21 protein-coding genes are annotated in these 24,415 nt (G+C 68.3%); 10 read left to right on the top strand and 11 right to left on the bottom strand.

All coding sequences use genetic code 11. The features are described 5' to 3' along the window. Nucleotides 1-9: 9 nt before the first annotated feature. From kdpC to QP045_RS17085, 3 genes are read left to right on the top strand one after another with little or no spacing between them, the layout of a single operon-like run. Nucleotides 10-582 (top strand): potassium-transporting ATPase subunit KdpC, encoded by a 573-nt coding sequence (gene kdpC, locus QP045_RS17095; RefSeq protein ID WP_422516207.1) that lies wholly within the window; start codon nt 10-12, stop codon nt 580-582. Further along, nucleotides 582-3,260 (top strand): DUF4118 domain-containing protein, encoded by a 2,679-nt coding sequence (locus QP045_RS17090; RefSeq protein ID WP_422516206.1) that lies wholly within the window; start codon nt 582-584, stop codon nt 3,258-3,260. The genes kdpC and QP045_RS17090 overlap by 1 nt, the downstream gene beginning before the upstream one ends. Beyond that, entirely contained in the window at nt 3,260-3,946 is a 687-nt protein-coding gene (locus QP045_RS17085; protein WP_422516205.1) for a response regulator transcription factor, read from the top strand. The genes QP045_RS17090 and QP045_RS17085 overlap by 1 nt, the downstream gene beginning before the upstream one ends. Here QP045_RS17085 and QP045_RS17080 read toward each other — a convergent pair. Continuing rightward, a complete protein-coding gene (locus QP045_RS17080; RefSeq protein WP_422516204.1) occupies nt 3,922-5,601 on the bottom strand; it encodes an ArnT family glycosyltransferase in 1,680 nt (559 codons plus the stop codon). The two genes, QP045_RS17085 and QP045_RS17080, sit on opposite strands and share 25 nt — an antisense overlap. A gap of 47 nt (nt 5,602-5,648) precedes the next feature. On the opposite strand from QP045_RS17080, the gene rfbF reads away from it, so the two are divergent. Both rfbF and rfbG read left to right on the top strand, forming a co-directional pair. Continuing rightward, nucleotides 5,649-6,425, top strand: coding sequence for a glucose-1-phosphate cytidylyltransferase (rfbF, locus tag QP045_RS17075; RefSeq protein ID WP_422516203.1), 777 nt, complete (start codon nt 5,649-5,651; stop codon nt 6,423-6,425). Continuing rightward, complete coding sequence (gene rfbG, locus QP045_RS17070; protein WP_422516202.1) at nt 6,410-7,504, top strand: CDP-glucose 4,6-dehydratase; 1,095 nt, start codon at nt 6,410-6,412, stop codon at nt 7,502-7,504. The genes rfbF and rfbG overlap by 16 nt, the downstream gene beginning before the upstream one ends. A gap of 68 nt (nt 7,505-7,572) precedes the next feature. On the opposite strand, the gene QP045_RS17065 is transcribed toward rfbG, so the two are convergent. Genes QP045_RS17065 through QP045_RS17025 form a run of 9 tightly spaced genes read right to left on the bottom strand, consistent with a single transcriptional unit; the run spans nt 7,573 to nt 17,621 of the window. After that, on the bottom strand, nt 7,573-7,986 hold the full coding sequence (locus QP045_RS17065) for a GtrA family protein (protein ID WP_422516201.1): 414 nt from the start codon (nt 7,984-7,986) through the stop codon (nt 7,573-7,575). Further along, nucleotides 7,983-9,803, bottom strand: a complete 1,821-nt coding sequence (locus QP045_RS17060; RefSeq protein ID WP_422516200.1) for a thiamine pyrophosphate-binding protein — start codon at nt 9,801-9,803, stop codon at nt 7,983-7,985. The genes QP045_RS17065 and QP045_RS17060 overlap by 4 nt, the downstream gene beginning before the upstream one ends. Further along, the gene (locus QP045_RS17055; protein WP_422516199.1) at nt 9,791-10,810 is read right to left on the bottom strand and encodes an NAD-dependent epimerase/dehydratase family protein; all 1,020 of its coding nucleotides are present in this window, start codon (nt 10,808-10,810) and stop codon (nt 9,791-9,793) included. Before QP045_RS17055 ends, QP045_RS17060 begins: the two co-directional genes overlap by 13 nt. Then, nucleotides 10,807-12,099, bottom strand: coding sequence for a hypothetical protein (locus QP045_RS17050; RefSeq protein WP_422516198.1), 1,293 nt, complete (start codon nt 12,097-12,099; stop codon nt 10,807-10,809). Before QP045_RS17050 ends, QP045_RS17055 begins: the two co-directional genes overlap by 4 nt. After that, nucleotides 12,096-13,031 carry a glycosyltransferase family 2 protein gene (locus QP045_RS17045; RefSeq protein ID WP_422516197.1) on the bottom strand — a complete coding sequence of 312 codons (936 nt, stop codon included), beginning with the start codon at nt 13,029-13,031 and terminating at the stop codon, nt 12,096-12,098. The genes QP045_RS17050 and QP045_RS17045 overlap by 4 nt, the downstream gene beginning before the upstream one ends. After that, nucleotides 13,028-14,119 carry a capsule biosynthesis protein gene (locus QP045_RS17040; RefSeq protein ID WP_422516196.1) on the bottom strand — a complete coding sequence of 364 codons (1,092 nt, stop codon included), beginning with the start codon at nt 14,117-14,119 and terminating at the stop codon, nt 13,028-13,030. Before QP045_RS17040 ends, QP045_RS17045 begins: the two co-directional genes overlap by 4 nt. Further along, complete coding sequence (locus QP045_RS17035; RefSeq protein ID WP_422516195.1) at nt 14,119-15,984, bottom strand: SLBB domain-containing protein; 1,866 nt, start codon at nt 15,982-15,984, stop codon at nt 14,119-14,121. Before QP045_RS17035 ends, QP045_RS17040 begins: the two co-directional genes overlap by 1 nt. Next, on the bottom strand, nt 15,981-16,811 hold the full coding sequence (locus tag QP045_RS17030) for an inositol monophosphatase family protein (RefSeq protein WP_422516194.1): 831 nt from the start codon (nt 16,809-16,811) through the stop codon (nt 15,981-15,983). Before QP045_RS17030 ends, QP045_RS17035 begins: the two co-directional genes overlap by 4 nt. A 3-nt stretch (nt 16,812-16,814) precedes the next feature. Further along, a complete protein-coding gene (locus QP045_RS17025; protein WP_422516193.1) occupies nt 16,815-17,621 on the bottom strand; it encodes an aldolase/citrate lyase family protein in 807 nt (268 codons plus the stop codon). A gap of 105 nt (nt 17,622-17,726) precedes the next feature. Here QP045_RS17025 and QP045_RS17020 point away from each other — a divergent pair, with 105 nt between their 5' ends. The 4 genes from QP045_RS17020 to QP045_RS17005 all read left to right on the top strand — a co-directional run bounded on the left by QP045_RS17020 (nt 17,727) and on the right by QP045_RS17005 (nt 22,337). After that, nucleotides 17,727-18,317, top strand: coding sequence for a M23 family metallopeptidase (locus QP045_RS17020; protein WP_422516192.1), 591 nt, complete (start codon nt 17,727-17,729; stop codon nt 18,315-18,317). A gap of 101 nt (nt 18,318-18,418) precedes the next feature. Continuing rightward, complete coding sequence (locus QP045_RS17015; protein ID WP_422516191.1) at nt 18,419-18,934, top strand: RNA polymerase sigma factor; 516 nt, start codon at nt 18,419-18,421, stop codon at nt 18,932-18,934. A gap of 33 nt (nt 18,935-18,967) precedes the next feature. After that, nucleotides 18,968-19,951 (top strand): FecR family protein, encoded by a 984-nt coding sequence (locus QP045_RS17010; protein WP_422516190.1) that lies wholly within the window; start codon nt 18,968-18,970, stop codon nt 19,949-19,951. Beyond that, a complete protein-coding gene (locus tag QP045_RS17005) occupies nt 19,935-22,337 on the top strand; it encodes a TonB-dependent receptor domain-containing protein (RefSeq protein ID WP_422516189.1) in 2,403 nt (800 codons plus the stop codon). Before QP045_RS17010 ends, QP045_RS17005 begins: the two co-directional genes overlap by 17 nt. An 83-nt stretch (nt 22,338-22,420) precedes the next feature. Here QP045_RS17005 and QP045_RS17000 read toward each other — a convergent pair whose 3' ends face one another. Next, nucleotides 22,421-23,335: a LysR family transcriptional regulator gene (locus QP045_RS17000; protein WP_422516188.1), complete on the bottom strand. Its 915-nt coding sequence runs from the start codon at nt 23,333-23,335 to the stop codon at nt 22,421-22,423. Between the two features lie 89 nt (nt 23,336-23,424). On the opposite strand from QP045_RS17000, the gene QP045_RS16995 reads away from it, so the two are divergent. Then, nucleotides 23,425-24,414 (top strand): NAD-dependent epimerase/dehydratase family protein, encoded by a 990-nt coding sequence (locus QP045_RS16995; RefSeq protein ID WP_422516187.1) that lies wholly within the window; start codon nt 23,425-23,427, stop codon nt 24,412-24,414. Nucleotide 24,415: the final 1 nt, after the last annotated feature.

Here is a 24,415-nt window from a genome sequence, read left to right as displayed (position 1 = left end):
AGTTTCGACATGGGCAAGGATTTTACCTCGGCGCTTCGGCCCGCGATCGTCATGACGATCCTGTTCGCAAGTCTGCTGGGGCTGGCGTATCCGCTAGCGATGACCGGGATTGGACAGATGCTGTTTCCGCTCCAGGCCAACGGCAGCCTGGTGCGCGATGCCGGCGGTCGGGTGATCGGCTCTGCCGTGGTGGGGCAAGCATTCACCACGGATCGCTATTTTCAAACCCGCCCGTCAGCAGCCGGCAAAGGGTATGATGGGCTCGCTTCCTCAGGCTCGAACCTCGGCCCAGCCTCGCAGGCGCTGGTCGACCGCGTGACGTCCGACATCGCCAGGCAGCGGGCAGACGGCGTCGTTGGCGCACTGCCGGTCGATCTGGTCACCGCGAGCGGATCGGGACTCGACCCTGACCTTTCGCCCGCCGCAGCACTGGCGCAGGTTCCACGCGTCGCGCGCCTCCGCGGCCTTGCTGAGCCGCGGGTTCGTGCGCTCGTTACCGCCCATGCAACCGGCTCGATCCTCGGGGGGCCGCACGTCAATGTCCTCGCTCTCAATCGCGCGCTGGACCGAATGGAGCGCTGATGGCGGGATCGGGAGATGGACGACCGGATCCGGATGCCCTCCTGCGCCAGGCCGCGCAGGAGGGGCGGGGACGGCTAAAGATTTTCCTCGGCGCTGCCCCTGGCGTCGGCAAGACCTATGAGATGCTGTCGGAGGGGATCGGCCGCGAGCGCGACGGCATCGACGTGGTGATCGGTGTCGTCGAGACCCACGGCCGCATCGAGACCGAGGCGCTGACCCGCGGCCACGAGATCATCCCCCGGCGCAGCGTCCCCTATGAGGGACGCACGCTGCACGAAATGGATCTCGACGCCATTCTCGCTAGGCGGCCGCGGCTGGTACTGGTCGATGAGCTTGCGCACACCAACGCGCCCGGCAGCCGCCACCCCAAACGCTATCAGGATGTCGAGGAACTGCTCGCAGCCGGCATCGACGTCTACTCCACCGTCAACATCCAGCACGTCGAAAGCCTCAACGACGTGGTGGCGAGCTTCACCCGGGTACGGGTGCGTGAGACAGTGCCCGACCGCATCCTCGAAATGGCCGAGATCGAGGTGGTCGACATCCCGCCCGACGAACTGATCGAGCGGCTGAAGGCAGGGAAGGTCTACCTGCCGCAGGAGGCGACCCGCGCGCTCGGGCATTTCTTTTCCAAATCAAACCTCTCGGCACTGCGCGAACTGGCGTTGCGCCGGGCGGCCCAGGCAGTCGACGTCCGGATGCTCGAGGATGTCCGCGCGCTGGGGCTCGGCGGCACCTGGGCGGGGAGTGAGCGGATCGTCGTCGCGATCAACGAACTGCCGGGTGCCGACCTGATGGTGCGAGCGGCAAAGCGCGTGGCGGACGGCCTGCGCGCGCCCTGGACCGCCGTGTTCATCGAAACGCCGCGCGCCGCCGGGTTCACGCCCGCGGAGCATCAGCGCGTCGCTGCCGCCATGACGCTCGCGACCCAGCTTGGGGCGGCGGTGGCAAGCGTCCCGGCGGCGAACGTGATCGACGGAATCAAGGGCTTTCTGGCCGATGCGCGCGCTACGCAGCTGATCCTGGGGAAGTCGCGCCGCTCGCGCTGGTTCGAACTGCGCCACGGATCGGTCGTCGACCGCCTCGTCCGCGAGACGCAAGGCGTCACCATCCATGTCTTGCCCCTGGAGGAGGCACCCCCCGTTCCGCACAGGGCAAGGCAGCGTCGCCGCCCCGGCTCCGGCAGCGCGACCGGCTACCTCGTCGCCGCCGCGATGACGGGCGCGGTTACGGCGAGTGCTCGCGCCCTGTCCCACGTGCTGGATATCGGCAATGTGGGGATGTTGTACCTGCTGCCGGTGATGGCGGCAGCGAGCCTGTATGGGCTGAGAACGGGGCTCTTCGCCGGCATTGCCTCCAGCCTGGCCTATAATTTCGTGTTCCTGCCGCCAGTGGGCACGTTCAGCATCGCCAATCCCGAGAATGTCGTCTCGGTGGTCGTGCTCCTGGGGGTCGCCTTCGTCACCAGCCAGCTTGCCGCGCGGGTCCGGGCGCAGGCGGATCTTGCCTCGGCCAGCGCGCGCAGCAACGCCATTCTCGCGGGCTTCCTGCGCGAGATCGGCAGCGTCAACGATCCCCAAGAGGCAGCGCAGATGATCTGTGCGGACGTTCGGCGGCTATTCGGTGTGCACGTGGTGCTGATGGCGCCCACCGACGGCGCCGCGCTCGCCGTGCAGGCGGCCACCGACCCGCAGTACCGCGTCGACATCATGGACGTCGCCGCGGCGAGCTGGGCATTCGACCACGGCATTCCCGCGGGCAAGGGATCGGGCACGCTCACGGCTTCCGAGTGGCTGTTCCACCCGCTGAAGGCGGGGGACCGCGTCCTGGCAGTCATCGGGGTGGCGCGGGACTCCGGCGAAGACCCCATCCGTGCGGACCAGCTGCCGCTTCTGACCGCGCTGATCGATCAGGCCGCGCTGGTCCTCGAACGGCTGCGGCTCGTCGCGGAGATGCGCGACGTGGATGTCGTGCGTACCCGCGACAAGCTGCGCGCGGCGCTGCTCTCCTCGGTCGGTCATGACCTGCGTACGCCGCTCACCGCGGTGATCGCAGCCGCGGACGCGCTCGACCATGGCGCGACACCGTCGCTGATCGCGACCATCAAGGCGGAGGCGGCGCGGCTGAACCGGTTCGTCGCCAACCTGCTCGACATGGCGCGGGTCGAGGCCGGTGCGCTCAAGCTCAACATCGAAGCCGTCGACCTGAGCGATGCCGTGACGAGCGCATCGTATGACGCCCGCCGGGCGCTGGAGGGACACCAGCTGCGGCTGGATGTGCCGCCGGACCTGCCGCTCATCCGCGCCGATCCCCAGCTCCTGCACCATTGCCTCCTGAACCTGCTCGACAACGCCGGCCGCTATGGCGACCCGGGCAGCGAGATCGTGATCGAGGGACGGCATCGTTATGGCGAGATCCGGCTGGCCGTGCTCGATCGCGGCCCCGGGCTTCCCCCTGGCCGCGAGGGCGAGGTGTTCGAGACGTTCCGCAGGCTGGAAGGGTCGGATCGCGCGATCGGCGGTACCGGGCTTGGCCTCGCCATCGTCAAAGCCTTTGCCGAAGCGATGGGCCTCTCGGTAGAGGCCGGTAACCGCCCTGAGGGCAGCGGCGCGATGTTTGCCCTGGTTTTTCCCTCCCCCCTGATCGTGCGCGATGTCGCACCGGAAAGCGTCACCTGATGCCTGCCAGGATCCTCGTCGTGGATGACGAGCCAGCCATCCGCCGCCTGCTGCGCAACACCCTCGAACGCGCCGGTTATGAGGTGATCGAGGCCGGCAATGGGCGCGACGCGATCCGCCTGGCGGCCACGTCGCACCCGGATGCGGCCCTGCTCGATCTCGGCCTCCCGGATCGCGATGGCCTCAGCCTGATCCAGCTGCTGCGGCGCGACGGCGCCGCGAGCGTGCTGGTCGTTTCGGCGCGAGAGGCGACCGAGGAGAAGGTGGCGGCCCTCGACCTGGGCGCGGACGATTTCGTCACCAAGCCGTTCGACACCGATGAACTCCTCGCACGCTTGCGCGTCGCGCTTCGCCGCCGCGAACCTGGCGGCCCCGCCACGAAAGTCGTCCGTGCGGGCGAGCTCTCGATCGATTTCGAGCGCCGCACGGTCACGCGGGGCGATGCCGAGATCCACCTGACCCGCAAGGAGCATGACGTACTTGCAACGCTCGCGCGCCATCTGGGTCGGGTCGTGACCCACGAGAAGCTGATCGCCGCCGCCTGGCGTGGCGACGAGGATCCGCGGATCGACTATCTGCGCATCGTCATCCGCAACCTTCGCCAGAAACTGGAGGCCCCGGAGCCGGTCGGCAGCGTCATCGCGAGCGAGCTGGGGGTCGGCTATCGATTGCGTGCGGAGCCCTGAGCGGCGTGCGCCGAGGAGGATGACGGCGGTGATGTTCCAACCGGTGCAACAGCCTGTGCTACGCCCTCGCGAAGGCATATCTGCGCGACGCGATCGGACTGGCGAACGCCGCCACCAAAGCTCGCGACGCAGCGGTGCCCGTGTAGCAGGCGGCGATAGACCGCCAGTTCCTCCGGAAAGCGTCGGGGCTCACGGGCGTAGCGCGCGTAGTTGGTGAGAACGATCACGTCGGCGTCGCAGCTGGGCAGCTGCGCCACCTCGACATGGCCGAGGTCGACGATTGCCTTTCCCTCGCGGAGACCGTCGACACGGCGGTAGCTCGGCCGCTTGCTCAGGGCCGAGCGTACGTCGACGCACCCAGCGCTCCCCAGTGGAAAGAGCAGGCGACCGGGATAACGGAGCAGGTCGAAGGCGGCGTGCTCGACCAGGATCGTGTGCCCTGCCGGAACATTGGCGCGGACCCAGGCGGTGGCGGCCTGGCGGGGATCGTCGGCGCGGCGGGCAAGTCGGTCGATCGTGATGCTCGCCATCCAGCCGGCGAGGGTGAACAGGATTGCGGCAGCACCCCAGGAACGCCACTGCCGCGGCAGCACGTCGGCCAGCGTAGCTAGGCCGACCGCCGCAAGAACGGCGGCAATCGGCAGAACCGGGATGATCCACCGCTCCCAGACGAGCGCCTGTGCAGCCAGCGCCACCAGGATCGCCGCGGCGGCCGACAGCAGTACCACGGCCGCGGCAGGTCGGCGGCGAAGCCCGAATGCGCCGAGGATCATGAGGGCGACGCCCGGCCACCCGAAGCTACCCGCAAGCGGATGGGCGAGGTACCAGCCGAGGTTGCCGAACAGGCCGTGGCCAGTCGCACCGAGATGCACGGGCCGTGCCTCTGCGCCGAGGTCACGCAGCACGGTGGAGTAATCGAGCAGCAGATAGGGTGAGACCAGCAGTAAGGTCACCACCGCCACCAGGGGGGCGATGGGCAGCAGGCGCAGCGCGCGCGGGTCCCTTCGAGTCCGCCAGAGAACGGCGGCGAGAGGGGCTACCAGGACCAGCACCGCCGGCCATTTGGCGGCACAGGCGAGGCCGGCAGCGATGCCCGCCCAGACGTGGTGGCGTCTGCGACTATCCTCCGTCGCTGACAGCGCATGGAGCATGCTCCAGCTCATCAGGGCGGTTGCCAATATGTCGGTGCGGATCAGCTGCGACAGTTCGACATGCACGCTGTTGCACGCGAGCAGCAGCGCAGCGGCAAGGCCGGCGCGGGGGCCCGCCACACGCCGCCCCAGGCGCCAGGTCAGCCAGACGCTGGCGACGCCGAAGGCAACGCTGAGCCCGCGCATGGGAAGGACGACGATGCCGGGGTCGGCGAAGACCGCCGCTACGAAGGCGTCGCTGCCGCTCCATCGGCCGAGCAACTCTCCAACCAGAGCCACCCCGACGATGACAAGGACGAGGAGGTAGAAGAGCAGGGTCGCGGGATGGCCGAACCAGCCCGGGTTGAGGCGCCCCTCCCGCAGCATGTCGAGCGCCGTCATGATGAAGATCGGCTCGTCGGGATCGTTGAGGGCCGGCAGTCCGAAGTCGAGGTGCCACAGCCGCAATGCGGCCGCGAGCAGCAGGATTGCGAGTAGCAACAGCGTTTCGTGCTTACGGACCATGACGTGCGGTTCCGTCCTCTTCGCGAACGTCATGTGCGGGAGAATCCATGCGAACCGTGATACTGGCAGGCGGCCTCGGCAGCCGTCTGGGCGAAGAGACCGCCGTACGCCCCAAGCCGATGGTGGAAATCGGCGGAATGCCGATCCTGTGGCACATCATGAAGATCTATGCCTCGGCCGGCCTCAACGATTTCGTGATCTGCCTTGGCTACAAGGGGTATCTGATCAAGGAGTATTTCGCGAACTACTTCCTGCACACCGCCGATGTCACCATCGACTTGCGCGCGGGGAGCAACGGCATGGAAGTGCATCGGGCGCGCAGCGAGCCGTGGCGCATCACCCTGGTCGAGACCGGCGAGACCGCGATGACCGGCGGCCGACTGGCGGCGATCCGGTCCTACCTCGATCCCGACGAACCCTTCTGCTTCACCTATGGCGATGGCGTCGCCGACATCGATGTCGCGGACCTCGTGCGATTCCACAAGGCGCATGGCGCGCGCGCTACGATCACCTCTGTTACCCCGCCGGGCCGCTTCGGCTCGCTGGAATTCGACGGTGAGCGCGTGACGGCCTTCCGCGAGAAGCCGGCCGGGGACGGCGGGCAGATCAACGGTGGCTTCTTTGTCGCGCACCCGAGCGTGCTCGACCTGATCGACGGACCGGACACGGTGTGGGAGTCGGGGCCGCTGGAGCAGCTGGCCGCGCGGGGTGAGCTTCGGGGCTACCGCCATGACGGGTTCTGGCATCCCATGGACACGCTTCGCGACAAGATTCACCTGGAAACTCTCTGGCAGAAGGGGGATGCGCCGTGGAAGCGCTGGTAAATCGCAACTGGGCCGGCCGTCGGGTCCTCGTCACGGGGCACACGGGCTTCAAGGGCAGCTGGCTGTCCTTGTGGCTGTCGGCGATGGGGGCTGAGGTGACCGGGCTGGCGCTGCCCGCCCCGACGAGTCCCAGCCTGTTCGAGGCCACGCGTCTCTCGCGCCGCCTGAATCATGTGGAAGGCGACATCCGGGACCTGGAGACTGTCCGCGCCGCCGTGGCGCAGGCGCGGCCCGAGATGATCTTCCACCTCGCCGCGCAGCCGCTGGTGCGCCTGTCCTACCAGGAGCCGGTGGAAACCTATGCGACCAACGTCATGGGCACGGTCCATGTGCTGGAAGCGGCGCGACAGATGGGCGGCGTGCGGGGCATCGTCTGCGTCACCAGCGACAAATGCTATGAGAACCGCGAATGGCCGTGGCCGTATCGTGAGAGCGACCCGATGGGCGGGCACGATCCCTACAGCAGCTCCAAGGGATGCGCGGAACTGGTGGCGGCAGCGTGGCGCAGTTCCTTCTTCCACCAAGGCGGCCCGCTGCTCGCAACCGTCCGTGCCGGCAACGTCATCGGCGGCGGTGACTGGGCGCAGGACCGGCTGGTGCCCGACCTCGTCCGAGCATTCGAAGCGGGCGCGGCTCCGCTGATCCGTGCGCCCGAAGCGGTTCGGCCGTGGCAGCATGTGCTGGAGGCCCTGGGCGGCTATTTGATGATCGGCGAGCGGCTGCTCGCCGGCGAGCGGCGGTTTGCCGACGCCTGGAACTTCGGCCCGGGGGACGAGGATGCCCAGCCGGTCCGCTGGATCGTGGATCGGATGCGCGCGGTCTGGCGCGACGGTGCGGCTGCCCCGAGCTTCGACACCGGCCCGCGCCCGCATGAGGCAGGGCTGTTGCGCCTGGACAGCTCGCGGGCACGTGCTGCGCTCGGCTGGCGCCCCGCCTTGACGCTGGGCGACGCGATCGACTGGATCGTGGACTGGCACAAGAGCGTGGGCGCTGACGAAGATGCACGCGCAGTGACGCTCGGGCAGATCGCCCATTATGAAGCGCTTTCGGGCAGGGTCCGGGTGCGCGCGGCGGCGTGATCGCGAAAGGGGATCCGCGGGCGTGCGGATCCCCTGTTCTTCGTGCCCGGAAATGCGCATCGGGACGATCAGGCTTGTTCGGCGCGGGCGCGAAAGGTGACGCGGCTGTGCCAGAACCAGCTGCCGGCGATGAGCGCGACGGTGAAGCCGAGCTGGGCAATCACCGGCGGGATATGGCCAAGCTCGACGAGCAGCGGCAGCGCCAGCCAGTTGGCGGCATAGTTGAACAGGTAGAAGCTCGCGAAGGTCGCGAACTCGCGCAGGATGTTGCCGCGTGTCCGGAACACGCCCAGCTTGTAGGTCGTGAACGCAAAGCACAGGCTCACCGCCTGGGCGATGCCGAGCGCCACCAGATAATGGGTGCGAAACGCTGGCACGCTCCACAACAGCGCCGGGTATATGGCGAGCCCGAACGCCGTGTTGGCCGCGCCCGCCATCAGGAAGCGGAGCGGCCGCCGCTGGGTGACGGCGGCAAGGCTCACTGTTCGTCCACCAGCGGGATTGCCATGTTGGCGGCCAGCACCTCGCGCGGAAGAAACGGCGACAGGTCCTCGAGCGGAGGCGAGGTGATGCGCCCGTCGGCATGGACCTTGGCGCCGAGCTTGGGCGCGAAGGAGACATGCTCGTCGACCATGATCTCGCACAGCGCCGGGCCGGGCGCGTCGAGCGTCGCCTGGATCGCGCCGGGCAGGTCGTTGTGCCCATCGGCCCGCGCATAGGCGAAGCCAAAGGCGTGCGCGACTTTCTCGAAGCTCGGGAAGGTCACGTTGCTCTTCGGCCCGCCGCCGACCTCTACGCCGTTGAAGAAGTTGCGGTGGGTCTGGAAGATCGAGACATAGCCGGAATTGTTGATCAGGAAGACCTTTACCGGGAGGTTGTAGCCCGCGATCGTCTGCATCTCCTGAAGGTTCATCATAATGCTGCCGTCGCCCGCGATGCAGATAACGCGGCGGGTGCCGTCGGTGGCGGCGCACACGCCGATGGCCGCGGGAAGGTCATAGCCCATCGTCGCGCAGCCCGAGTTGGTCCACAGCCGCTGGCCCTGCTGCAGCCGCCCGGCCTGGAAGCTGACGACGCAGGCGGAGCCGTTGCCCGTAACCACCACGTCGTCCTCGGCCAGCACCTCGAACAGGGCCTCCATCGCGACATAGGGATGGTTCATCGGGCCGTGGTCGCGGTACTCCGGAAGGACGACCGGGAAGGCGGCGACACGTTGCTTCGCCCAGGCCAACCATTCGCGGTGCTTTGCCGTGGGCCCCGGGTAGGGCGCGTCGAGCATCGCAGGGATAAGGTCGGCGAGATCCGCGACGACCGGCATGTCCGGGGTGACCGTGGGCTTCTGCAGTTCCAGTGGGTCGATATCGACCCAGATCTTGTAAGCCTCGCGCGCGAAGCTGTTCCAGTTGTAGCTGACCTGGCGGATGTTGAGGCGGCTGCCGAGCACCAGCAGCAGGTCGGCGCTCTGCGTCACCAGGTTGCCACCGCGGTCCCCAACGGTGCCCGGCCGACCGGCGTAGAGCGGATGGTCGTTCCACAGCGTGTCATGGGCGTTCCAGCCGGTCACGACCGGGACGCCCAGCCGCTCGATGAGCGTCAGGAACGCGCAATGTGCGCCGCTCAGCCGCACGCCGGCACCGGCCAGCACGACCGGCCGGTCGGCGGCGGCGATGCGCTCGAGAATGGCCCGTGCGGTACCGGAAAGATCGGTATCCCGCCACGGCTCATCGAGCTCGGCAGGATCGAAGCCGGACAGCATGTCAGGGTCGATCTTGGCCGCCTGAACGTCGAGCGGGATGTCGAGCCACACAGGGCCGGGGCGGCCGTTGGTCGCGAGGTAGAGCGCCCGTTCGGCGTGGTAGCGGATTGTCGCCGGGTCGGTGACCATGGTTGCGTATTTGGTGATCGGCCGAACCAGCTCCTCGATGTCGAGTTCCTGGTCGCCCAACTGGCGCAATTTGAGGCCGGTGGCGCGCACCGTCGTCTCGCGCTTCACCTGGCCGGAGATGACCAGCATCGGGATGGAGTCGACGAATGCGCCGTAGACGCCGGTGATCGCATTGGTGCCTCCCGGGCCCGAGGTGACGTTCACCACGGCAGGGCGGTTGGTGAAGCGGGCATAGGCCTCCGCTGCCATCGCAAGCGCCTGCTCATGATGGGTGAACACGGTCTTCAGCCGCGGATGGGTGCCGATCGAGTGGTTGAGGTGCATCGCCCCGCCGCCGGTCAGCATGAACACCTGTTCGATGTCATGGTCGGCGAGCCATTGGGCGAGCCAGTCGGAGAGCTTCATTTCGGGCATTGGGTCCATCCATTGGCGAGCGCGGTGCGCCGGATCGCTTCGTTGAGGTCGACGGTGGGGGCGACGCCGAGGTCGCGACGGATCGCCTCGGTCGAGGGCACGTAGCGGCCGGGGTTCCAGCCGGGATCGGGCTGCCCGAGGATCTCGACACCGGGAGCGCCGAGTACGTCCGCGGTGCGTCGGGCCAGATCGGCGATCGACACCGCTTCTTCGGAGCCGATGTTGTAGGTCGCGCCCGGTGCAGCCGTGAGGTGCAGCGTCCACATCCAGACCGCGAGGTCGGCGGCATAGAGGTAGGAGCGCACCGCCTGGCCGGAGCCGGTGACGCGGACAGGCTTGCCCGCCATCGCGTCGCGGATGAAGTTGCCGGCCGCGAAATGTGTGTCGAGCGACAGCCCCGGCCCCAGCAGCGCGAAAATCCGCGCGGTAACGGTGTGAAGGCCGAACTGATGGTGGTGGATCGCGGTCAGCGTCTCTGCCGCGCGCTTGCCCTCGGCATAGGAAGACTTGGGATCGCGGGGGTCGGGCCCGCCCAGCCAGCTTTCGCCGACGAGAAGCTGATCCTGGGGCTGGGGGCCATATACGGCCCCGGAGCTCATCAGCAGGAAGCGAGCATTTTGCGCCCGGGCAAAGGCGAGCAGGGCGCGCGTGCCGTCGACGATCGTGTCGAACATCCGCTGCGGATCGTTTGCCGTCAGCGCGGCGCTGGCGTCGGTCGCGCCGTGGATCACATCGGTGAAGCTGCCCACCGGTGCCTCGAAGCGGAGCACGTCTCCGGAGGTGGTCGCGAACCGGGCCGCGAGATGCGGTGCGCGTGCGGCAAAGGCGGCGGGATCGCGGGTGAGCAGCGTGACCTTGACGTCGATGGGCGCGCGGGCCAGCGCCTCCAGCATCCAGCGGCCGATGAAGCCGGTGCCGCCCGTCATGAAGATACGCGCACCATCCAGCCGCGGCCAGAAGGGCGCGAGCGCGAGGTCGATCGCGCGCAGATCGCGTTCGGGGATCATGCCGTTGCGAGGCCAAGGACGGGGCGCTCGTCGCGATGCGCGCGTACCACCCGCACCAACGCGTCCAGCGACAGCGACCAGACGATCAGGATGACGAGGCCCGGCCGCATGAAATGGCCGAGGGTCAGGCCGAACTCCGGCAGCACCGGCCGGCCACTGAGCCAGCTCTGCGTGTCGAGGCGCAGCACGGTCGCGAGCGGGAGATCGCCTACCAGGCACAGCAGATAGGCGGAGACCAATGCAGGCACGGCGCCGCCGCGCCACGGCTCCAGCAACACCAGGAACAGCAGGAAGACCTGGGTATAGCCGCCGGGCGACTGGGTCACGAGATAGGCGCCGAGCAGGATTGCGGCCAGCCGCGCATGGGTGAGCGCCCGTGGCTGAAGCCAGGCGGCGGCAAGGGTCGCCAGCGCCAGCAGCTGGGTCGAGCGGATCGCGAGCGGCACGGCCGTCTCGATCGCCTCGATCGTGCGGGAGGGCACGAAATCGAGCAGCGGCAGTTGGCTCTCGCGCATCAGCAGCAGCGGGGCGTAGCTGGTCGAATAATTGACCTCGTTCCAGATCTGGCCGGCAACGAAACTGACCCAGTTCACGGTGTTGGAAGCCAGTTCCATCGGCGAGCCGGATCCGACCAGCGCCAGTGTGACGAGATAGAGGAGGATCGTGGCGATGCCGGCGAGCTCCAGCGGTCGCCACTCGCGGCGCAGCGCATGGGCAAAGGCGGGCAGCACCAGGTAGGGCTTGAAGTTGATCGTGATAGCCGTGCCGATCGCCCGCCAGGCGGGGGAACGGGTTATCGGCCCATGGGCGATCACGAAGGCCGGCAAAGCAACCAGGATGAGGTTGCCGCGCTCCAGCGTGAACAGCAGCGGCAGGCCCAGTGCCATTGCGACGGTGCGCGGGATCGCAGTGCGTGGATCGGCCCGGCGGAATGCGATCCACAATAGCGCCACGTCCGCAACATAGGCCGCCAGGATCGTCGTGCGCGCGAGCCAGTCGCAGTCGCGCGCATGGAACGGCGAGCCGACGTAGCATCCCGGCAGGGTAGTCCAGTCCAGAAACACGAACGACAGCGGCGGATAGATGCTGCGCCACACGTCATAGGCCCCCGGCCGGTTCGCCCAATAGGCGGTGTTGAACCAGTCCATGAAGGTGTCGTTCGTGTCGAACACGAACGGCTGGGGCAGATATCCGTGGGTGGTGAACCACCACAGCATGTGCGCGAAGCTCGCGACCACGGCGAGCATCAGCACCCATTCGAGGACTGGCGGTCGCGAGCGCGCGGTCATGGCGCGTCCGGGAAGTTTAGCCGCGCTTCCTCGATCACCAGCGGCACGTTGCGCGTACGCTCGGCGATCAGCCGCAACTGGTCGCCGATCAGCCCCAGGAAGAGCAGCAGGGTGGCGAACATGCCAACGCCAGCCGCCCAGCCGAGCAGCGCGCCTGCGGGGCCGCTGGCCAGTACGGCAGCGAAGCCCAGCACGGCGAGGATCAGCGCCACACCGCCCGCACATACGGACAGCAGGATCGGCGCCCGCAGCAGGGTCTTGGCCGATCCCGCCAGACCCGACAGCGCAAAGCTCAACAGGCTGGCAAAGCCGTTCTTGGTCTCGCCGCCGGCGCGCTCCGGACGGTCGAACGGCACCAGTGCGATCGGAAAGCCGCTTTCCACCAGCATGCCGCGGAAGAAGGGCTCCGGCTCCTTCCAGTGCTTCAGCGTGTCCACGACCTTGCGATCGAACAGGCCAAAGCCGGTAACGTTGGGGATGACGGGATAGTCGGCGATGCGGCCGAGCAAGGCGTAGCCCGTACAGCGCACCAGCCCCAGGAGGGGCCCGGCCCGCTCGCTGCGGCGCTGGCCGAGCACGATCGCAGCGCCCCCGCGCCACAGTGCGACCAGTTCGCCGATCATCGCGGGCGGGTCCTGGAAATCGGCGCACATGCCGATCACCGCGGCCCCGCGGCTCTGGTAGATGCCATGCGTGGGCGAGCGCATCTGGCCATAGTTGCGGTTGTTCAGGATGCCGCGCACCCGCGGATCGGCCGCGCACAATGCGCGGATCGCGTCCCGCGTCCCGTCGGTCGAGCCATTGTCGATCAGGATGATCTCATGGCTCGCGGCGTGGCGCTCTGCCTCGCGCGTGACCGCTTCGGTGATCGCGCGCACGTTCTCGATTTCGTTGTAGCACGGGATCACGACCGAGAGTTCCGGGCCGCTCACGACCGCGGCCTAGCAAGGAACGGCAGCTGGATCCCGGTCGCTGGCGCATACCATTCCGTGAACAACGCCAGCGCAATCACCAGCGCGAGCAGCACCACCGCGGAGACGTTATACTTGCGATCGGCATCGAGCCGCGGCGCTTCGATCACCTCGGCATCCGACGCGGTCTCAGCCGCGAGGGACTCCACCGCAATCTCTTCCGACGAACGGGCGTAGACCTCGTACAGCGCCTGCGCGAAGCGATAGTCTCGGTAGAGGTCGAGATACTCGCCCGACACTTCCGTAAGGCCGGCGACGTTCGGCCCGGCTGCGCCCGATGCTGGATCGGCCGTGCGCGCGATCTGCGTGCGCAGGGTCGCAATTTCCGATTCCGCCGCGCGCAGCTGCGGATTTTCGGCACCCTGGAACTGGCGCAGCGTCTCCACCTCGACCTGCTTTGCCTGGAGCTGCGCCTGCAATCCTGCGCGCAGCGCCAGCTCTGCGCCCAGCTGGGCCTCAGGCTCGGCAAGACGGTTGCGGCGACGGAAGGCGTTGAGCGCCGCCTCGGCGGTCACGACGCGCCCCCCAGCCTCGCCGAAGCGCGCGCGCACCACCTCCTGCTTCCGGCGGACGCGGTCCCGGCTGAGGCCGTTCAGCCGCTGGCTGATCGCCGCCACATAGGCCTGGGTCAGCCTTTCCGCTTCCTCAGCATCATGGGTACGCGCCTCGACTTCGATCACGCCGCCGGTGAGCGAGTGGATGTCTACTTTCTTGGCGAGCGCCAGCTGCGCCTTGCGCGCCGAACCATAGACATCGGTGAGCTTCAGCCGCGCAATGACTGCATCGGTGACCTCCCGGCCCCGCGCGACGGAGAGATAGAGGTCGATCGGCTGCTTGCCGCCGCCCAAGAGCGCGGCAAAGCCGCCGAGCTGTCCCATGCCACTGACGGTCGAGCTCAGGCCCAGGCTGCCGGGCTCTTGAGGCACGAGCTTGGCGCGCGCCTCAAAGGGCTGTGGCACGACACAAAGCAACGCGAGCACGAGCGCGGCGATGCCGTAGACGCTCAGGCGCCGGCGCGGATCGCGCGCCCATTTCGAAAGCTGCGCCATCAGTTCACCGCATTCACGACGGTCGCGGCACCGACCACGCTGCCGAACAGGCTGCCGGTAACATCGCGCAGTCGTGCCCAGAACTCGCCGCGGTTGGCATCGACCGGCACGAAGACCAGATCGCCGGGCAGTGCCGGTGCCTTGAGCGTCCGGCTACCCCGCGCGAGCACGGTGCCGTTCGCGCGCACGACGAAGATCTCCTTTTTGTCGCCCAGGGACTGGATTCCGCCTGCGCTCTGGACCGCATCGCCGATGGTCTGGCCTTCTCGATAAGCGAAGGACGCGGGGCTCGCGACCGCGCCGAACACGCCGACGGTGACCGGACGGGTGGGTACGTAGATCGCGTCGTTGTTCTCGACGATCAGGTCGGTTGGCAGCGCCGCGGCGGTCACCGGCAGGTCGAACACCAGCCGCCCGCTCGGTTCGCGGGCACGCATCTTGGCAATCACCTGATCGATCAGCTGGAGGTTTGCGGCAGAGGCCAACTGGGCACGGTTGGCCGATACCAGCGGCTGGGTGCTGAGCAGCAGTTCCATGTCGTTGACCGCGCGGGTGAAGCTCTCCCGCTGCTGCGCCTTCACGCTCTCGCGCGTGATCACGCTGGCGTAGGGGAAGGCCTCGCGGGTGAGGCCGCCGGCCTGTTGCACCACATCGGCGAGGCGGGAGCCCGGCTGGACATAATAGCGGCCGGGCTTCGTGACCTCGCCACTCAACGTGACCAGCACCGGCTGCTGCGCGACGGGCCGCGCGATGCCGACGTTGGTCAGCACACGCACGACATCGCCGCGGCGCGCAGCGCGGGTGCGGGCGTCGGCCGCGCTCAGCTGCTGCCAGCCTCCGTTGCCGCTGCCGAGCGTATCGAGCACCAGCAGACGCGTAGCGTCGGCTATGGTGCTAACCCCGCCCGCATAGGCGACCGCATCGGCCAGGGTCTCGCCGGGACCGACTTCGAAGATCGCCTCACGATTGACGCTGCCGGTGACGGCGACCTGCTCGCCCGCGGGCGCAATGTGGATCACGTCGCCGTTGCGAAGCACGGCGTCGCCGGTCTTGTCGCCCCGCAGCAGCAGATCGTAGAGATCGAAATCGGAGATCAGCGTGCCGCCGCGGCGCAGCTGGATCGAGCGGAAGCTGCCGCCTTCCGACGGGCCGCCCGCGGCCAGCACCGCGTTCACCAGGGTCGAGACGCTGTTGACCGTGTAGGCGCCGGGCCGCCGTGCGAAGCCGGTGACATAGACGGTCAGACCGCGCAGCCGCGCCACTCCAACCTCCAGCTGGAAGTTGCGGTATTGGCGCGAGACCTGGGCCGCGATGACGTTGCGGACATCGCCATACCGGACGCCCCCGACCTGGATCGCCCCCACGCGCGGGACAAAGATGCGGCCTTCGCTGTCGACGGTGAGGCGCAGGTTCGATCCCTGAACGGAGCCCGACAGGTCGAGCCGGAGCTGGTCGCCGGGGCTGATCAGATAGTCTGCCGGGATCGCGGTGGTGGTGGGCGTCGTGAAGTCGCGGGCCTCCGGCACGAGAAGCTCAGCCCCGAAACGGCGCAGCGGCTTGCCGACGATACCGGAGACATAGGCTTCGAACTCGCTCGTCGGGGGCGCCGCCAGCTCCGCAGTGGCCGATGGTGTCCGTGCCGGGGGCACCGGATCGGCTTCGGGCAAAGGCGCGTCGATCCGGGCCGGGGAGAAGGGTGCGGGGCTTGCTTCAGGCACGGAGATGCCCGGAGCAGCGGAAGGCGTGCCGGAGCCGCCCCGCGCCTGATCCGGACTGCCTACCGGGGAGAGAAGCTGAGCTGAGACAGGAGCGGAAACGAGCACAAGCGCGGCGCTCGCCAGGAAGGTCACTCGGCGGGGCTTCATGCGGCGAGCGCCCCCAGCGTTCCGACTTCCGAAAGCGGCCCCCGCAGCACGTCGACGGCGGTCTCCCAGAGCCGAACGTCCGCGGCCGCGATCAATCCGGCACGACCCGAGCCGACCCGGTATGGGCTGCCGTCCCAATGCGCGGCATTACCGCCCGCTTCGGTCAGGAACAGCACGCCGGCGGCATGATCCCAGGGCAGGATACGCTGGAACAAGGCGATGTCATGGCGGCCGATGACCAGCCGTGGATAGCTTTCGGCCGCACAGCGCGGGATCGGCTCCAGCGCAAACCGGCGCTCGGCAGCGCGGTGGGTGCGCGCGCGCTCTGCCGGGCTCATGAACTGGCTGGCGAGCGCCGCCACCGGGCGCAGCCGCCCGGTGGCGCGTGCGCGTACCGGGCGCTCGTCGATCCATGCGCCGAGGCCGCGCTCGGCATGGCACATGCGACCGGTCGTCGGGTCCAGCATCCAGGAGGCCACCGGCTCACCATCGGAAACCAGCGCGACCATGATGCCGAACGCACCATGTCCGCTCGCGAAGTTGGCCGTGCCGTCGAGCGGATCAACGAGCCAGACGGCACCGCTGCCGATGCCGTCGAGCAGCGCCGGGTTCTCGGCGCAGGCCTCCTCGCCGATAACGCGCGCACCCGTTTCAAGCCGGTCGAGGCCATCGCGCAGCCACGCTTCGGCTTCCCGATCGACACAGGTCACGACTTCGCCGGGGCTCTTCTCGGCGATTTCGTGCGCTGCGAGGGCCCGATGGCGTGGCATCACCACGCGCTCGGCGACTTCGCGCATCAGCGCGGCGACATGTCCGACCAACGGCATGGATCAGGCGGCGACCAGATCGGGAGCGGTCGCACGCGCCGTGCGCTCGCGCATCATCGCGATACGGCTCGCGTCTTCCTCGGCCAGGGCGCGATAATGGTCGCGCTTGTTCTCCAGCCAGGCGAGCTCGAACGCGGTCGCAAGTGCGATGCCGCCATCGAAGTCCTTTCCTTCGACGGCTGCGCCGTCGAACACCACCTTGCGCGTCTCGAAGCGATCGAGCCGGACCTGGCGGATTTCGCGCAAGGCGGAGGCAGCCTCGACTGCCACGGAGCCGCCGACGACCAGCGTCAGGTCATGGCGCCGACAGGCCTCTGCAGCCACGAGTACGGCCTCGGTGATCGCGCGGTCGTTGATTGCGCCGCGGGGCAGACCACGGGAGAGGGTGAAGTCCACGCGGCCGAACACGACCCCGTCCAGCCGCTCGGCCGCGATCGGCAGCATCGCGTTCAGCGCCTGCAACGTCGACTCGGTCTCGAGATTGAACAGGAATTCGGTGCTGCTGGGACCACCGCCATAGACCTTGTCGCGTGCATCCGCGAACTTGCAGAGCGCGTAGGGGGTCTCCACCATGGGCGCGATAATATAGTCGGTGCCGTAAACCCTTGAGGCGTGCAGATCCGATACGGCCTCGCAGCCCCCGATCTTGAGCGCGACCTTGAGATCCGCACGGCGGGCCAGTTCCAGCAGCCGGAGGAACTCGTCAGGGCGGGTTCCCTCTGCTTCGAACTCCGCCTTTACGGCGACGAAGCCATACTGGTCGCGACCCTTCTTCAGCAAATCGAGCATACGCGCTTCGGTGGGGCTCATTCTGTCCTCCCGGGATGGTTTTCGGGGGAGAAACGGAGCCATCGGGACAATCCCGTAACCATTTCGACGAATGCGGAATCATGCCCGCAGGTCCGTCTGCCGGTCATGCGACTGTCGTTTGCCTTGCTGGCGCTCCTTCCGTCGATCGCTTCTGCACAGGAGCGGCCGGGGCTGCGCGTGTCGTCTGGTTTCGGCGCCCGCAGCGACCCCTTTCACGGGCGGGCCGCGGAACATCGGGGAGTGGACTTGCCGGGTGCGATGGGGACGCCCGTGCTCGCTGCCGCTGCAGGTTTCGTGCGGGTGGCAGGGCGGCACGGCGGCTATGGCGAACTGATCGAGCTTGCCCATGACGACGGCACGACCACGCGCTATGCCCACCTCGCCCAGATCCTCGTGCGCCCGGGTGAGCTGGTGGAACAAGGGCAAGTGATCGGACGGATGGGTTCAACCGGGCGATCGACCGGAACCCACCTTCACTTTGAGTATCGGATCGACGGAACGCCGGTGAACCCGCTGCGCTACCTCGACACGGGGTCACATCCATCGCCGCTCGGGCAGGCTACCCCCCCATCTTTGATGACCCCGCCGGCGCCCCCGCACCGCTCGCGCTTTTCGATGCGGCGGGCCGAAAAACCATCTGGCGAGTCCGCCGGTCTGCCCAGCGGCAGCACGCTTCAGCGTCGCCCCGGATTGTGACCCCCAAGCGGTGCCGGTGGTGTCCGACCGGGTAGCCGCGCCACTGCTCCGGAGAGCGACAGGGCTTGGCAACCGGCGCCGGGAGTGCTTTCCCGTGCGCGATGGAACCGGATTCGAAGCTTGACGGCCTGGCGCGCGTCCTTGTCGAAGAGCGGCCGCGCCTGCTGCGCTTCCTTGCCGCCCGTGGGGCCGGCGATGAGGCGGAGGACGTGTTCCAGGATCTGTGGCAGCGCGTGGTAGCCACCCCCGCGCAGCCGATCGCGGACCCGATCGCCTATCTTTTCCGGGCGTCCGAGAACGTGCTGCGCGACCGTCGCCGCAGCGCCGTCAGCCGCGAACGACGCCAGCAGGATTGGCACGACCTGAGCGTCGGCGAGCAGGATGAGGCCGTCGGCGAACGGGTGTTGATCGCCCGTCAGCGCTTGCAGGAGGCCGAGGCGGTACTCGCCGCCCAGGGACCGCGGGTGAGCCAGGTGTTCCGCCGGTACCGGCTCGACGGTGTCGGCCAGGCCGAGATCGCGCGTGAGATGGGCGTGAGCCTCAGTTCGGTCGAGAAGGACTTGCAGAAGGCCTATCGCGCGCTGTCGCAGCTGAGAGAAAAATTCGATGCGGAATAGCCGAGGCGGCTCCGTCTCCAAGAAAGTATGGGCATGAACGCTTCATCCGACGAACTGCTTCGCGAGGAAGCGCGCCTCTGGGCGATCCGCGTCGGCGACCCTGCGTTCGCGGATTGGGAGGGGCTCACCCTTTGGCTGGAAGCCGATCCCGCGCGCAACATCGCCTATGAGGCCGCGCTCGACGAACTGTCTGCAGCCGATGCGTTGTTCGATGTGCCGCCCGCGCCGGTGCCCGACGCTGCGCCCGCTCCAGCCTGGCAGCCGGCCGCCGTCCCCGTGCGCCGTGAGCGGCGGCGCTGGGGCGCGCCCGCGCTCGCAGCGGGTGTGGCGGTGCTTGCCGTAGGCGGCGGCTGGCTCGCGCTCGATCACGGCTCGATGCAGGAATATGCCACCGGACCGGGGCAGCGCCGTGCGATCGAACTCGCCGACGGCTCGCGAATCGTGCTCAACGGCGGCACCCGGTTGGCGATCAATCCTGCCAACCCGCGCTCTGTGACGATGGCGGACGGTGAGGCGCTGTTCCAGATCCGGCACGATGAACGGCGGCCGTTCGTGGTGACGACGGCGGACGGCACTCGCCTGATCGACGTCGGCACGACCTTCAATGTGATCGGGCAGGGCGGCGCCTTGTCGGTCGAAGTGGCCGAGGGCGCGGTCGTGTACCGCGGTACCGGCGCCGAGATGCGACTGGATGCGGGCGAAATGCTGACGCGGGCGAACGCCGCTGCCCAGCCCCGCAAGGCTGCCGTGGATCCCAAGACGGTCGGGTCGTGGCGGACCGGGTACCTCCAGTTCGCCGATACGCCGCTGGCCGAACTTGCCGCCGACCTTTCCCGCAACCTTGGGGTGCCCGTGACCATCGACGGTCGGCTGGCGTCCCGTCGCTTCTCGGGCACCATCATGACCGATGGTGGGGCCGATGCCGTGATGGCGCGGGTGGGGCCGTTGGTCGACGTCCATCTCGAGCGCCGTGGTGACGGCTGGCTCATGACCCCGTCTGATGGTGCGCGCCCTTAGTCTCACCCCCGTCGCCCTGCTGGTCGCGACCGCCCCGGCTCTTGGCCAGGAGCGCGCGACCGACATCGATGTGCCCGCTGCCAACGCAGAGACGGCGATCCGGGCGCTGGGCCAGCAGGCGCGGATCAGCGTCGGCTTTCGCGACCCCCGGCTGACGCGAATGCGCGTGAATGCGGTGCGGGGGCGATATACCCCGGCGCAGGCGCTGGAGCGGCTCCTTGCCGGTACCTCGGCGCGGGCGGTGCGGGTGGCGCCCGCCAGCTTCGTGATCGAGCGCGCCCCGCCGCGGCCGCCTCGGGTTGTTCCGCAGGCTGAGCGGCCGCGTCCCGCACCTCCGCCGGAGCCTGAGCCGGAGGAGATCATCGTCACCGCCACCAAGCGCGATGTGCCGCTCGCCGCCTATGCCGGCGCGGCGGAGATTATCGCGGGCGAGCGCCTGTCGTTGGCCGAGGCGGCGCGCGGCACGAACCTGATCGAGACCCGTGCCGCCAGCGTTACCTCGACGCATCTCGGGTCGGGGCGCAACAAGCTGTTCATTCGCGGCATTGCCGATTCCAGTTTCGTCGGGCCGACCCAGGCAACGGTGGGCCAATATTGGGGGAACAGCCGCATCACCTACAGCGCGCCGGACCCCAGCTTGCGCCTGTATGACGTCCGCAGCGTCGAGGTGCTCGAGGGGCCGCAGGGAACGCTCTATGGCGCCGGATCGCTCGGTGGGGTGGTGCGCGTCGTCCCCAACGCGCCCGATCTGGCGGCAGTCAACGGGTCGATATGGGGTGGGGTACAGGCGACCCAGCACGGGGATCCCGGCGTGGATGGAGGCGCGGTCCTCAACCTGCCGCTGGTCGAGGACAGGCTTGCGCTGCGCGTGCTGGCGTTCGGGGCGGCAGAGGGCGGCTATATCGACGACCGGCAGCGCCATCTGAGGGACGTCAACCGCGTCAATTCCTGGGGCGGCCGGGCGGCTCTGCGCTTCCAGCCCGGAGACGATTGGACGATCGACCTGACCGGCCTTGGCCAGAAGATCGACGGCAGGGACAGCCAATATGCCGATCGTGTCGGCGACGGCCTGTCGCGCGAAAGCACGGTCGCCCAGCCCTATCGCAACGAGTTCTGGCTCGGCGACCTTGTGGTGCGGAAAGCATGGGGGTCGCTCGAATGGACCTCCTCCGTCGGCTACGCCAATCAGCACGTCTTCGAGCAGTTCGAGGGGCCGCGGCTCAACGCTGCCCGTCCCGACGAGGCACCTGCGCTGGGTGCGATCCAGACGGCCTTCACCCAGCGCAATCGCATTCGCATGCTGACGGCCGAGACCCGGCTTGCGCGTCGCGACAAGGACGGGGCCGGTTGGCTGGTCGCCGCCAGTCTGCTGCACAATCGCGCCCGTGTGCGGCGCCGGATGGGCGAGACGTCGATGCGGGAGATGCTGACGGGCGTTCGCAACGCCGTCGATGAAGTCACTCTGTATGGCGAATATGCGATCGTCCCGATCGAGCGTACGACCGTGACGCTCGGCGGTCGGCTCACGCGCTCCCGCCTGTCGGGCCGGTCCGAGGATGTGGCGCGGGTGGTAGCGCTGCGGGTCGACCCGGGCGCGGGCGATTCACGCGCGGAAACCCAGTTTCTGCCGTCGGCGTCGATATCCTGGCGACCTGCGGACCAGCTGACGCTGTTCGCGCGCTATCAGGAGGGCTTCCGCCCCGGCGGGATCGCCGTGCGGCAGGATTATATCCAGCGGTTCGAGGGGGATCGCGTCGCGACGATGGAAGTCGGCAGCCGGATCGGCAGCGGCCGGGCCGACGCCGGCGTCACGGTCTCCCACACCCGGTGGCGCAACATCCAGGCCGACATCGTCGACGGCTTCGGTTTCCCGACGACGGCGAACATCGGCAACGGCCGGGTGTGGTCGGTCGGAGTATCCGGACGGTGGCGCCCGGTTCCCGGGCTCGAGCTCGACGCGGCACTATACCTCAACGACAGCCGGGTCACCGAGCCTGCCTTTTCAATCCTGCCGCTCGACGCCGGCCCGATCGACAAGAGCCGCCTGCCCAATGTGGCCGACAAGAGCGGACGGCTGGGCATCCGCTATTCCGGGCCGCTCGGGACGGACCAGCGGTTCGATGTCAGCGGCTATGCCCGCTACATCGGCCAGTCGACGCTTGGCATCGGCTCGATCCTTGGCCGGCTGCAAGGGGACTATGTGGATACGGGGCTGGAAGTGCGGGTCGGCGACGATCGTCGTGGTCTGAGCCTCACCGCCACGAACCTGCTTGATGCGCGGGGAAACCGCTTCGCGCTCGGCTCACCATTCCTCATAAGGGACCAGGACCAGACTACGCCGCTCAGGCCGCGCAGTGTCCGGATCGGCTTCGACCTGGCATTTTAAGCGCCCGACGAAGCGGTACTCGGTGACTGGCACCGCCTTCCCAGGTTGCGGACAGGTGTGTCGTTTATCGTTCTGCCCAAGGGCTAACCGCGATCCGGCTCGTTTCGTCCCGCCCTGACGTGTGCCGCCATGCCCTGCACCAGGGCATCGAAGACGATCCGCATGCGCCGCGTCGAACGCAGGTCTTCGTGCATCGCAATCCAGACCGGAAGGTCCGCGTGAAAGACATCTGGCAGCACCGGAACCAGCGTCTCCGTACGCATGGCGATCGCACGCTGCATCACGCCGATGCCGAAGCCCGCCCGCACCATTGCGATCTGGGCAAGGTGATTGTCGGTGCGCAGCGTGAAGGGAGGCAGGTCGGGCCAGATCGCCTTGATCGTCTGCAGAGAGGCGGTGTCGCGATCGAAGCCGATGATCGCGTGCCGGGCCAGGTCGTCCGCCCGCTCCAGCGCTGCTGCGCGCGCCAGGTAATCGCGATGGGCGTATAGACCCAAGGGGACCTGGCCGACCGCCTGTACGAGCAGCGCCTGCTGCTTCGGCTCGGTCATGCGGACAGCAAGGTCGGCGTCGCGTCGCAGCAGGTCTGACGACGCGTTCGACAGCATGACCTCCAGCGTCAGACCGGGATGCGCGATGTGAAGGTCGGTCAGGATCTTTGGCAGGACTTCGGCACCCACGACCTCGCTCGCGCTGATCCGCACCGTGCCCGCAACCGCATCTTCGGATGCCGAAGCGCTGCGCACGAGCGCCGCGGCGGCGGCGCTCATGGCTTCGGCATGTGGCGCCAGCGCCAACGCCGTCTCTGTCGGCCGGAGCCCGCGCGGCGAACGCGTGAACAGCCCCCCGGTCCCCAGCGCTTTCTCGAGATCGGCGATGTGGCGCCCGGCAGTGGGCTGTGTGAGGCCGAGCCTGCGGGCGGCCGCGGACAGGCTGCCTTCGCGCAGGACTGCGGCAAAGGTCCGCCATAAATCCCAGCCCGGCTCATCGCTGCCCATGCGATTATGCATAGCGATGCTGCGCTATTCCGCAATTCCCGTAGAAGCCTCAGGCTCCCATTGTCGCTCTCGATCGAAGGAGATGTGCAATGACCAAGGAAACGGGCAGGGCGCTGGTGATCGGCGCGACGGGCGGTATCGGCAGCGAAGTGGCGCGAGCGTTGCTCGCCGGGGGGTGGCAGGTCCGCGCGCTTCATCGCGACCCTGAGCGTGCGCGAGCGAGCAATCCGGATATCGATTGGCAGGCGGGCGACGCGATGGACGAGGCAACCGTCGTGCGTTCCGCCGCGGATGTGTCGGTGATCGTGCACGCCGTTAATCCGCCGGGCTATCGGAACTGGGCAGGGCTGGTCCTGCCGATGCTCGACAGCACGATCGCCGCCGCGACGGCGACGGGCGCGCGCATCCTGCTGCCGGGAACGGTCTATAACTACGGCCCGGACGCGGGGGATGCCATCGACGAGGATGCTCCGCAGAACCCGGTCACGCGCAAGGGCGCAATCCGCGTCGAGATGGAGCGCCGCTTGCGCCACGCGAGCAGCCGGGGCGCAAAAGCGCTCGTGGTGCGCGCCGGCGACTTCTATGGTCCGCGAACTGGCAACAGTTGGCTCCCGCAAGGCATGGTGCCGATGAAGGGCCCGCTGAAGCGGGTCTTCAACCCGGCGCGCCCAGGCGTCGGTCACGGCTGGGCCTATCTGCCGGATCTGGCCGAAACGATGGTCCGCTTGATCGAGCGGGAAGGGGACCTCGCCGCCTTTGACAGCTTCCACTTCGAGGGAAGCTGGGTCGACGACAATGCCGTCTTCGCACAAGCAATCCGCGAGGCAGCCGGTCGCCCGGAGGCGCCGATATACCGTTTCCCATGGCCGCTGGTCCACGCGGCCGCCCCGTTCAACGAAACGGCGCGGGAAATGCGTGAGTTGATCTACATCTGGCAGCGGCCGCTGCGGTTGGTCGACGCCGAGTTGCGCGCCTTCCTGGGCGACGTGCCCGCCACTCCGCTCGATCAGGCGTTACGCACGACCTTGCAGGGGCTGGGACGCGCGCGCCTCGATCCTGATGGTCGCGCGGTCAGCTAGG

The sequence above is a fragment of the Sphingomonas sp. 3-13AW genome (assembly GCF_049311085.1).
In the GTDB taxonomy this organism is placed as follows: domain Bacteria; phylum Pseudomonadota; class Alphaproteobacteria; order Sphingomonadales; family Sphingomonadaceae; genus Sphingomonas.
This window is presented reverse-complemented; position numbering and strand designations above follow the sequence as displayed.

What these genes read in the sequence shown, in the direction of transcription:
- kdpC (WP_422516207.1), top strand. Translation starts at nt 10, where the DNA reads ATGGGCAAGGATTTTACCTCGGCGCTTCGGCCCGCGATCGTCATGACG.
- QP045_RS17090 (WP_422516206.1), top strand. Translation starts at nt 582, where the DNA reads ATGGCGGGATCGGGAGATGGACGACCGGATCCGGATGCCCTCCTGCGC.
- QP045_RS17085 (WP_422516205.1), top strand. Translation starts at nt 3,260, where the DNA reads ATGCCTGCCAGGATCCTCGTCGTGGATGACGAGCCAGCCATCCGCCGC.
- QP045_RS17080 (WP_422516204.1), bottom strand. Translation starts at nt 5,601, where the DNA reads ATGGTCCGTAAGCACGAAACGCTGTTGCTACTCGCAATCCTGCTGCTC.
- rfbF (WP_422516203.1), top strand. Translation starts at nt 5,649, where the DNA reads ATGCGAACCGTGATACTGGCAGGCGGCCTCGGCAGCCGTCTGGGCGAA.
- QP045_RS17060 (WP_422516200.1), bottom strand. Translation starts at nt 9,803, where the DNA reads ATGCCCGAAATGAAGCTCTCCGACTGGCTCGCCCAATGGCTCGCCGAC.
- QP045_RS17055 (WP_422516199.1), bottom strand. Translation starts at nt 10,810, where the DNA reads ATGATCCCCGAACGCGATCTGCGCGCGATCGACCTCGCGCTCGCGCCC.
- QP045_RS17050 (WP_422516198.1), bottom strand. Translation starts at nt 12,099, where the DNA reads ATGACCGCGCGCTCGCGACCGCCAGTCCTCGAATGGGTGCTGATGCTC.
- QP045_RS17040 (WP_422516196.1), bottom strand. Translation starts at nt 14,119, where the DNA reads ATGGCGCAGCTTTCGAAATGGGCGCGCGATCCGCGCCGGCGCCTGAGC.
- QP045_RS17035 (WP_422516195.1), bottom strand. Translation starts at nt 15,984, where the DNA reads ATGAAGCCCCGCCGAGTGACCTTCCTGGCGAGCGCCGCGCTTGTGCTC.
- QP045_RS17030 (WP_422516194.1), bottom strand. Translation starts at nt 16,811, where the DNA reads ATGCCGTTGGTCGGACATGTCGCCGCGCTGATGCGCGAAGTCGCCGAG.
- QP045_RS17025 (WP_422516193.1), bottom strand. Translation starts at nt 17,621, where the DNA reads ATGAGCCCCACCGAAGCGCGTATGCTCGATTTGCTGAAGAAGGGTCGC.
- QP045_RS17020 (WP_422516192.1), top strand. Translation starts at nt 17,727, where the DNA reads ATGCGACTGTCGTTTGCCTTGCTGGCGCTCCTTCCGTCGATCGCTTCT.
- QP045_RS17015 (WP_422516191.1), top strand. Translation starts at nt 18,419, where the DNA reads ATGGAACCGGATTCGAAGCTTGACGGCCTGGCGCGCGTCCTTGTCGAA.
- QP045_RS17010 (WP_422516190.1), top strand. Translation starts at nt 18,968, where the DNA reads ATGAACGCTTCATCCGACGAACTGCTTCGCGAGGAAGCGCGCCTCTGG.
- QP045_RS17005 (WP_422516189.1), top strand. Translation starts at nt 19,935, where the DNA reads ATGGTGCGCGCCCTTAGTCTCACCCCCGTCGCCCTGCTGGTCGCGACC.
- QP045_RS17000 (WP_422516188.1), bottom strand. Translation starts at nt 23,335, where the DNA reads ATGGGCAGCGATGAGCCGGGCTGGGATTTATGGCGGACCTTTGCCGCA.
- QP045_RS16995 (WP_422516187.1), top strand. Translation starts at nt 23,425, where the DNA reads ATGACCAAGGAAACGGGCAGGGCGCTGGTGATCGGCGCGACGGGCGGT.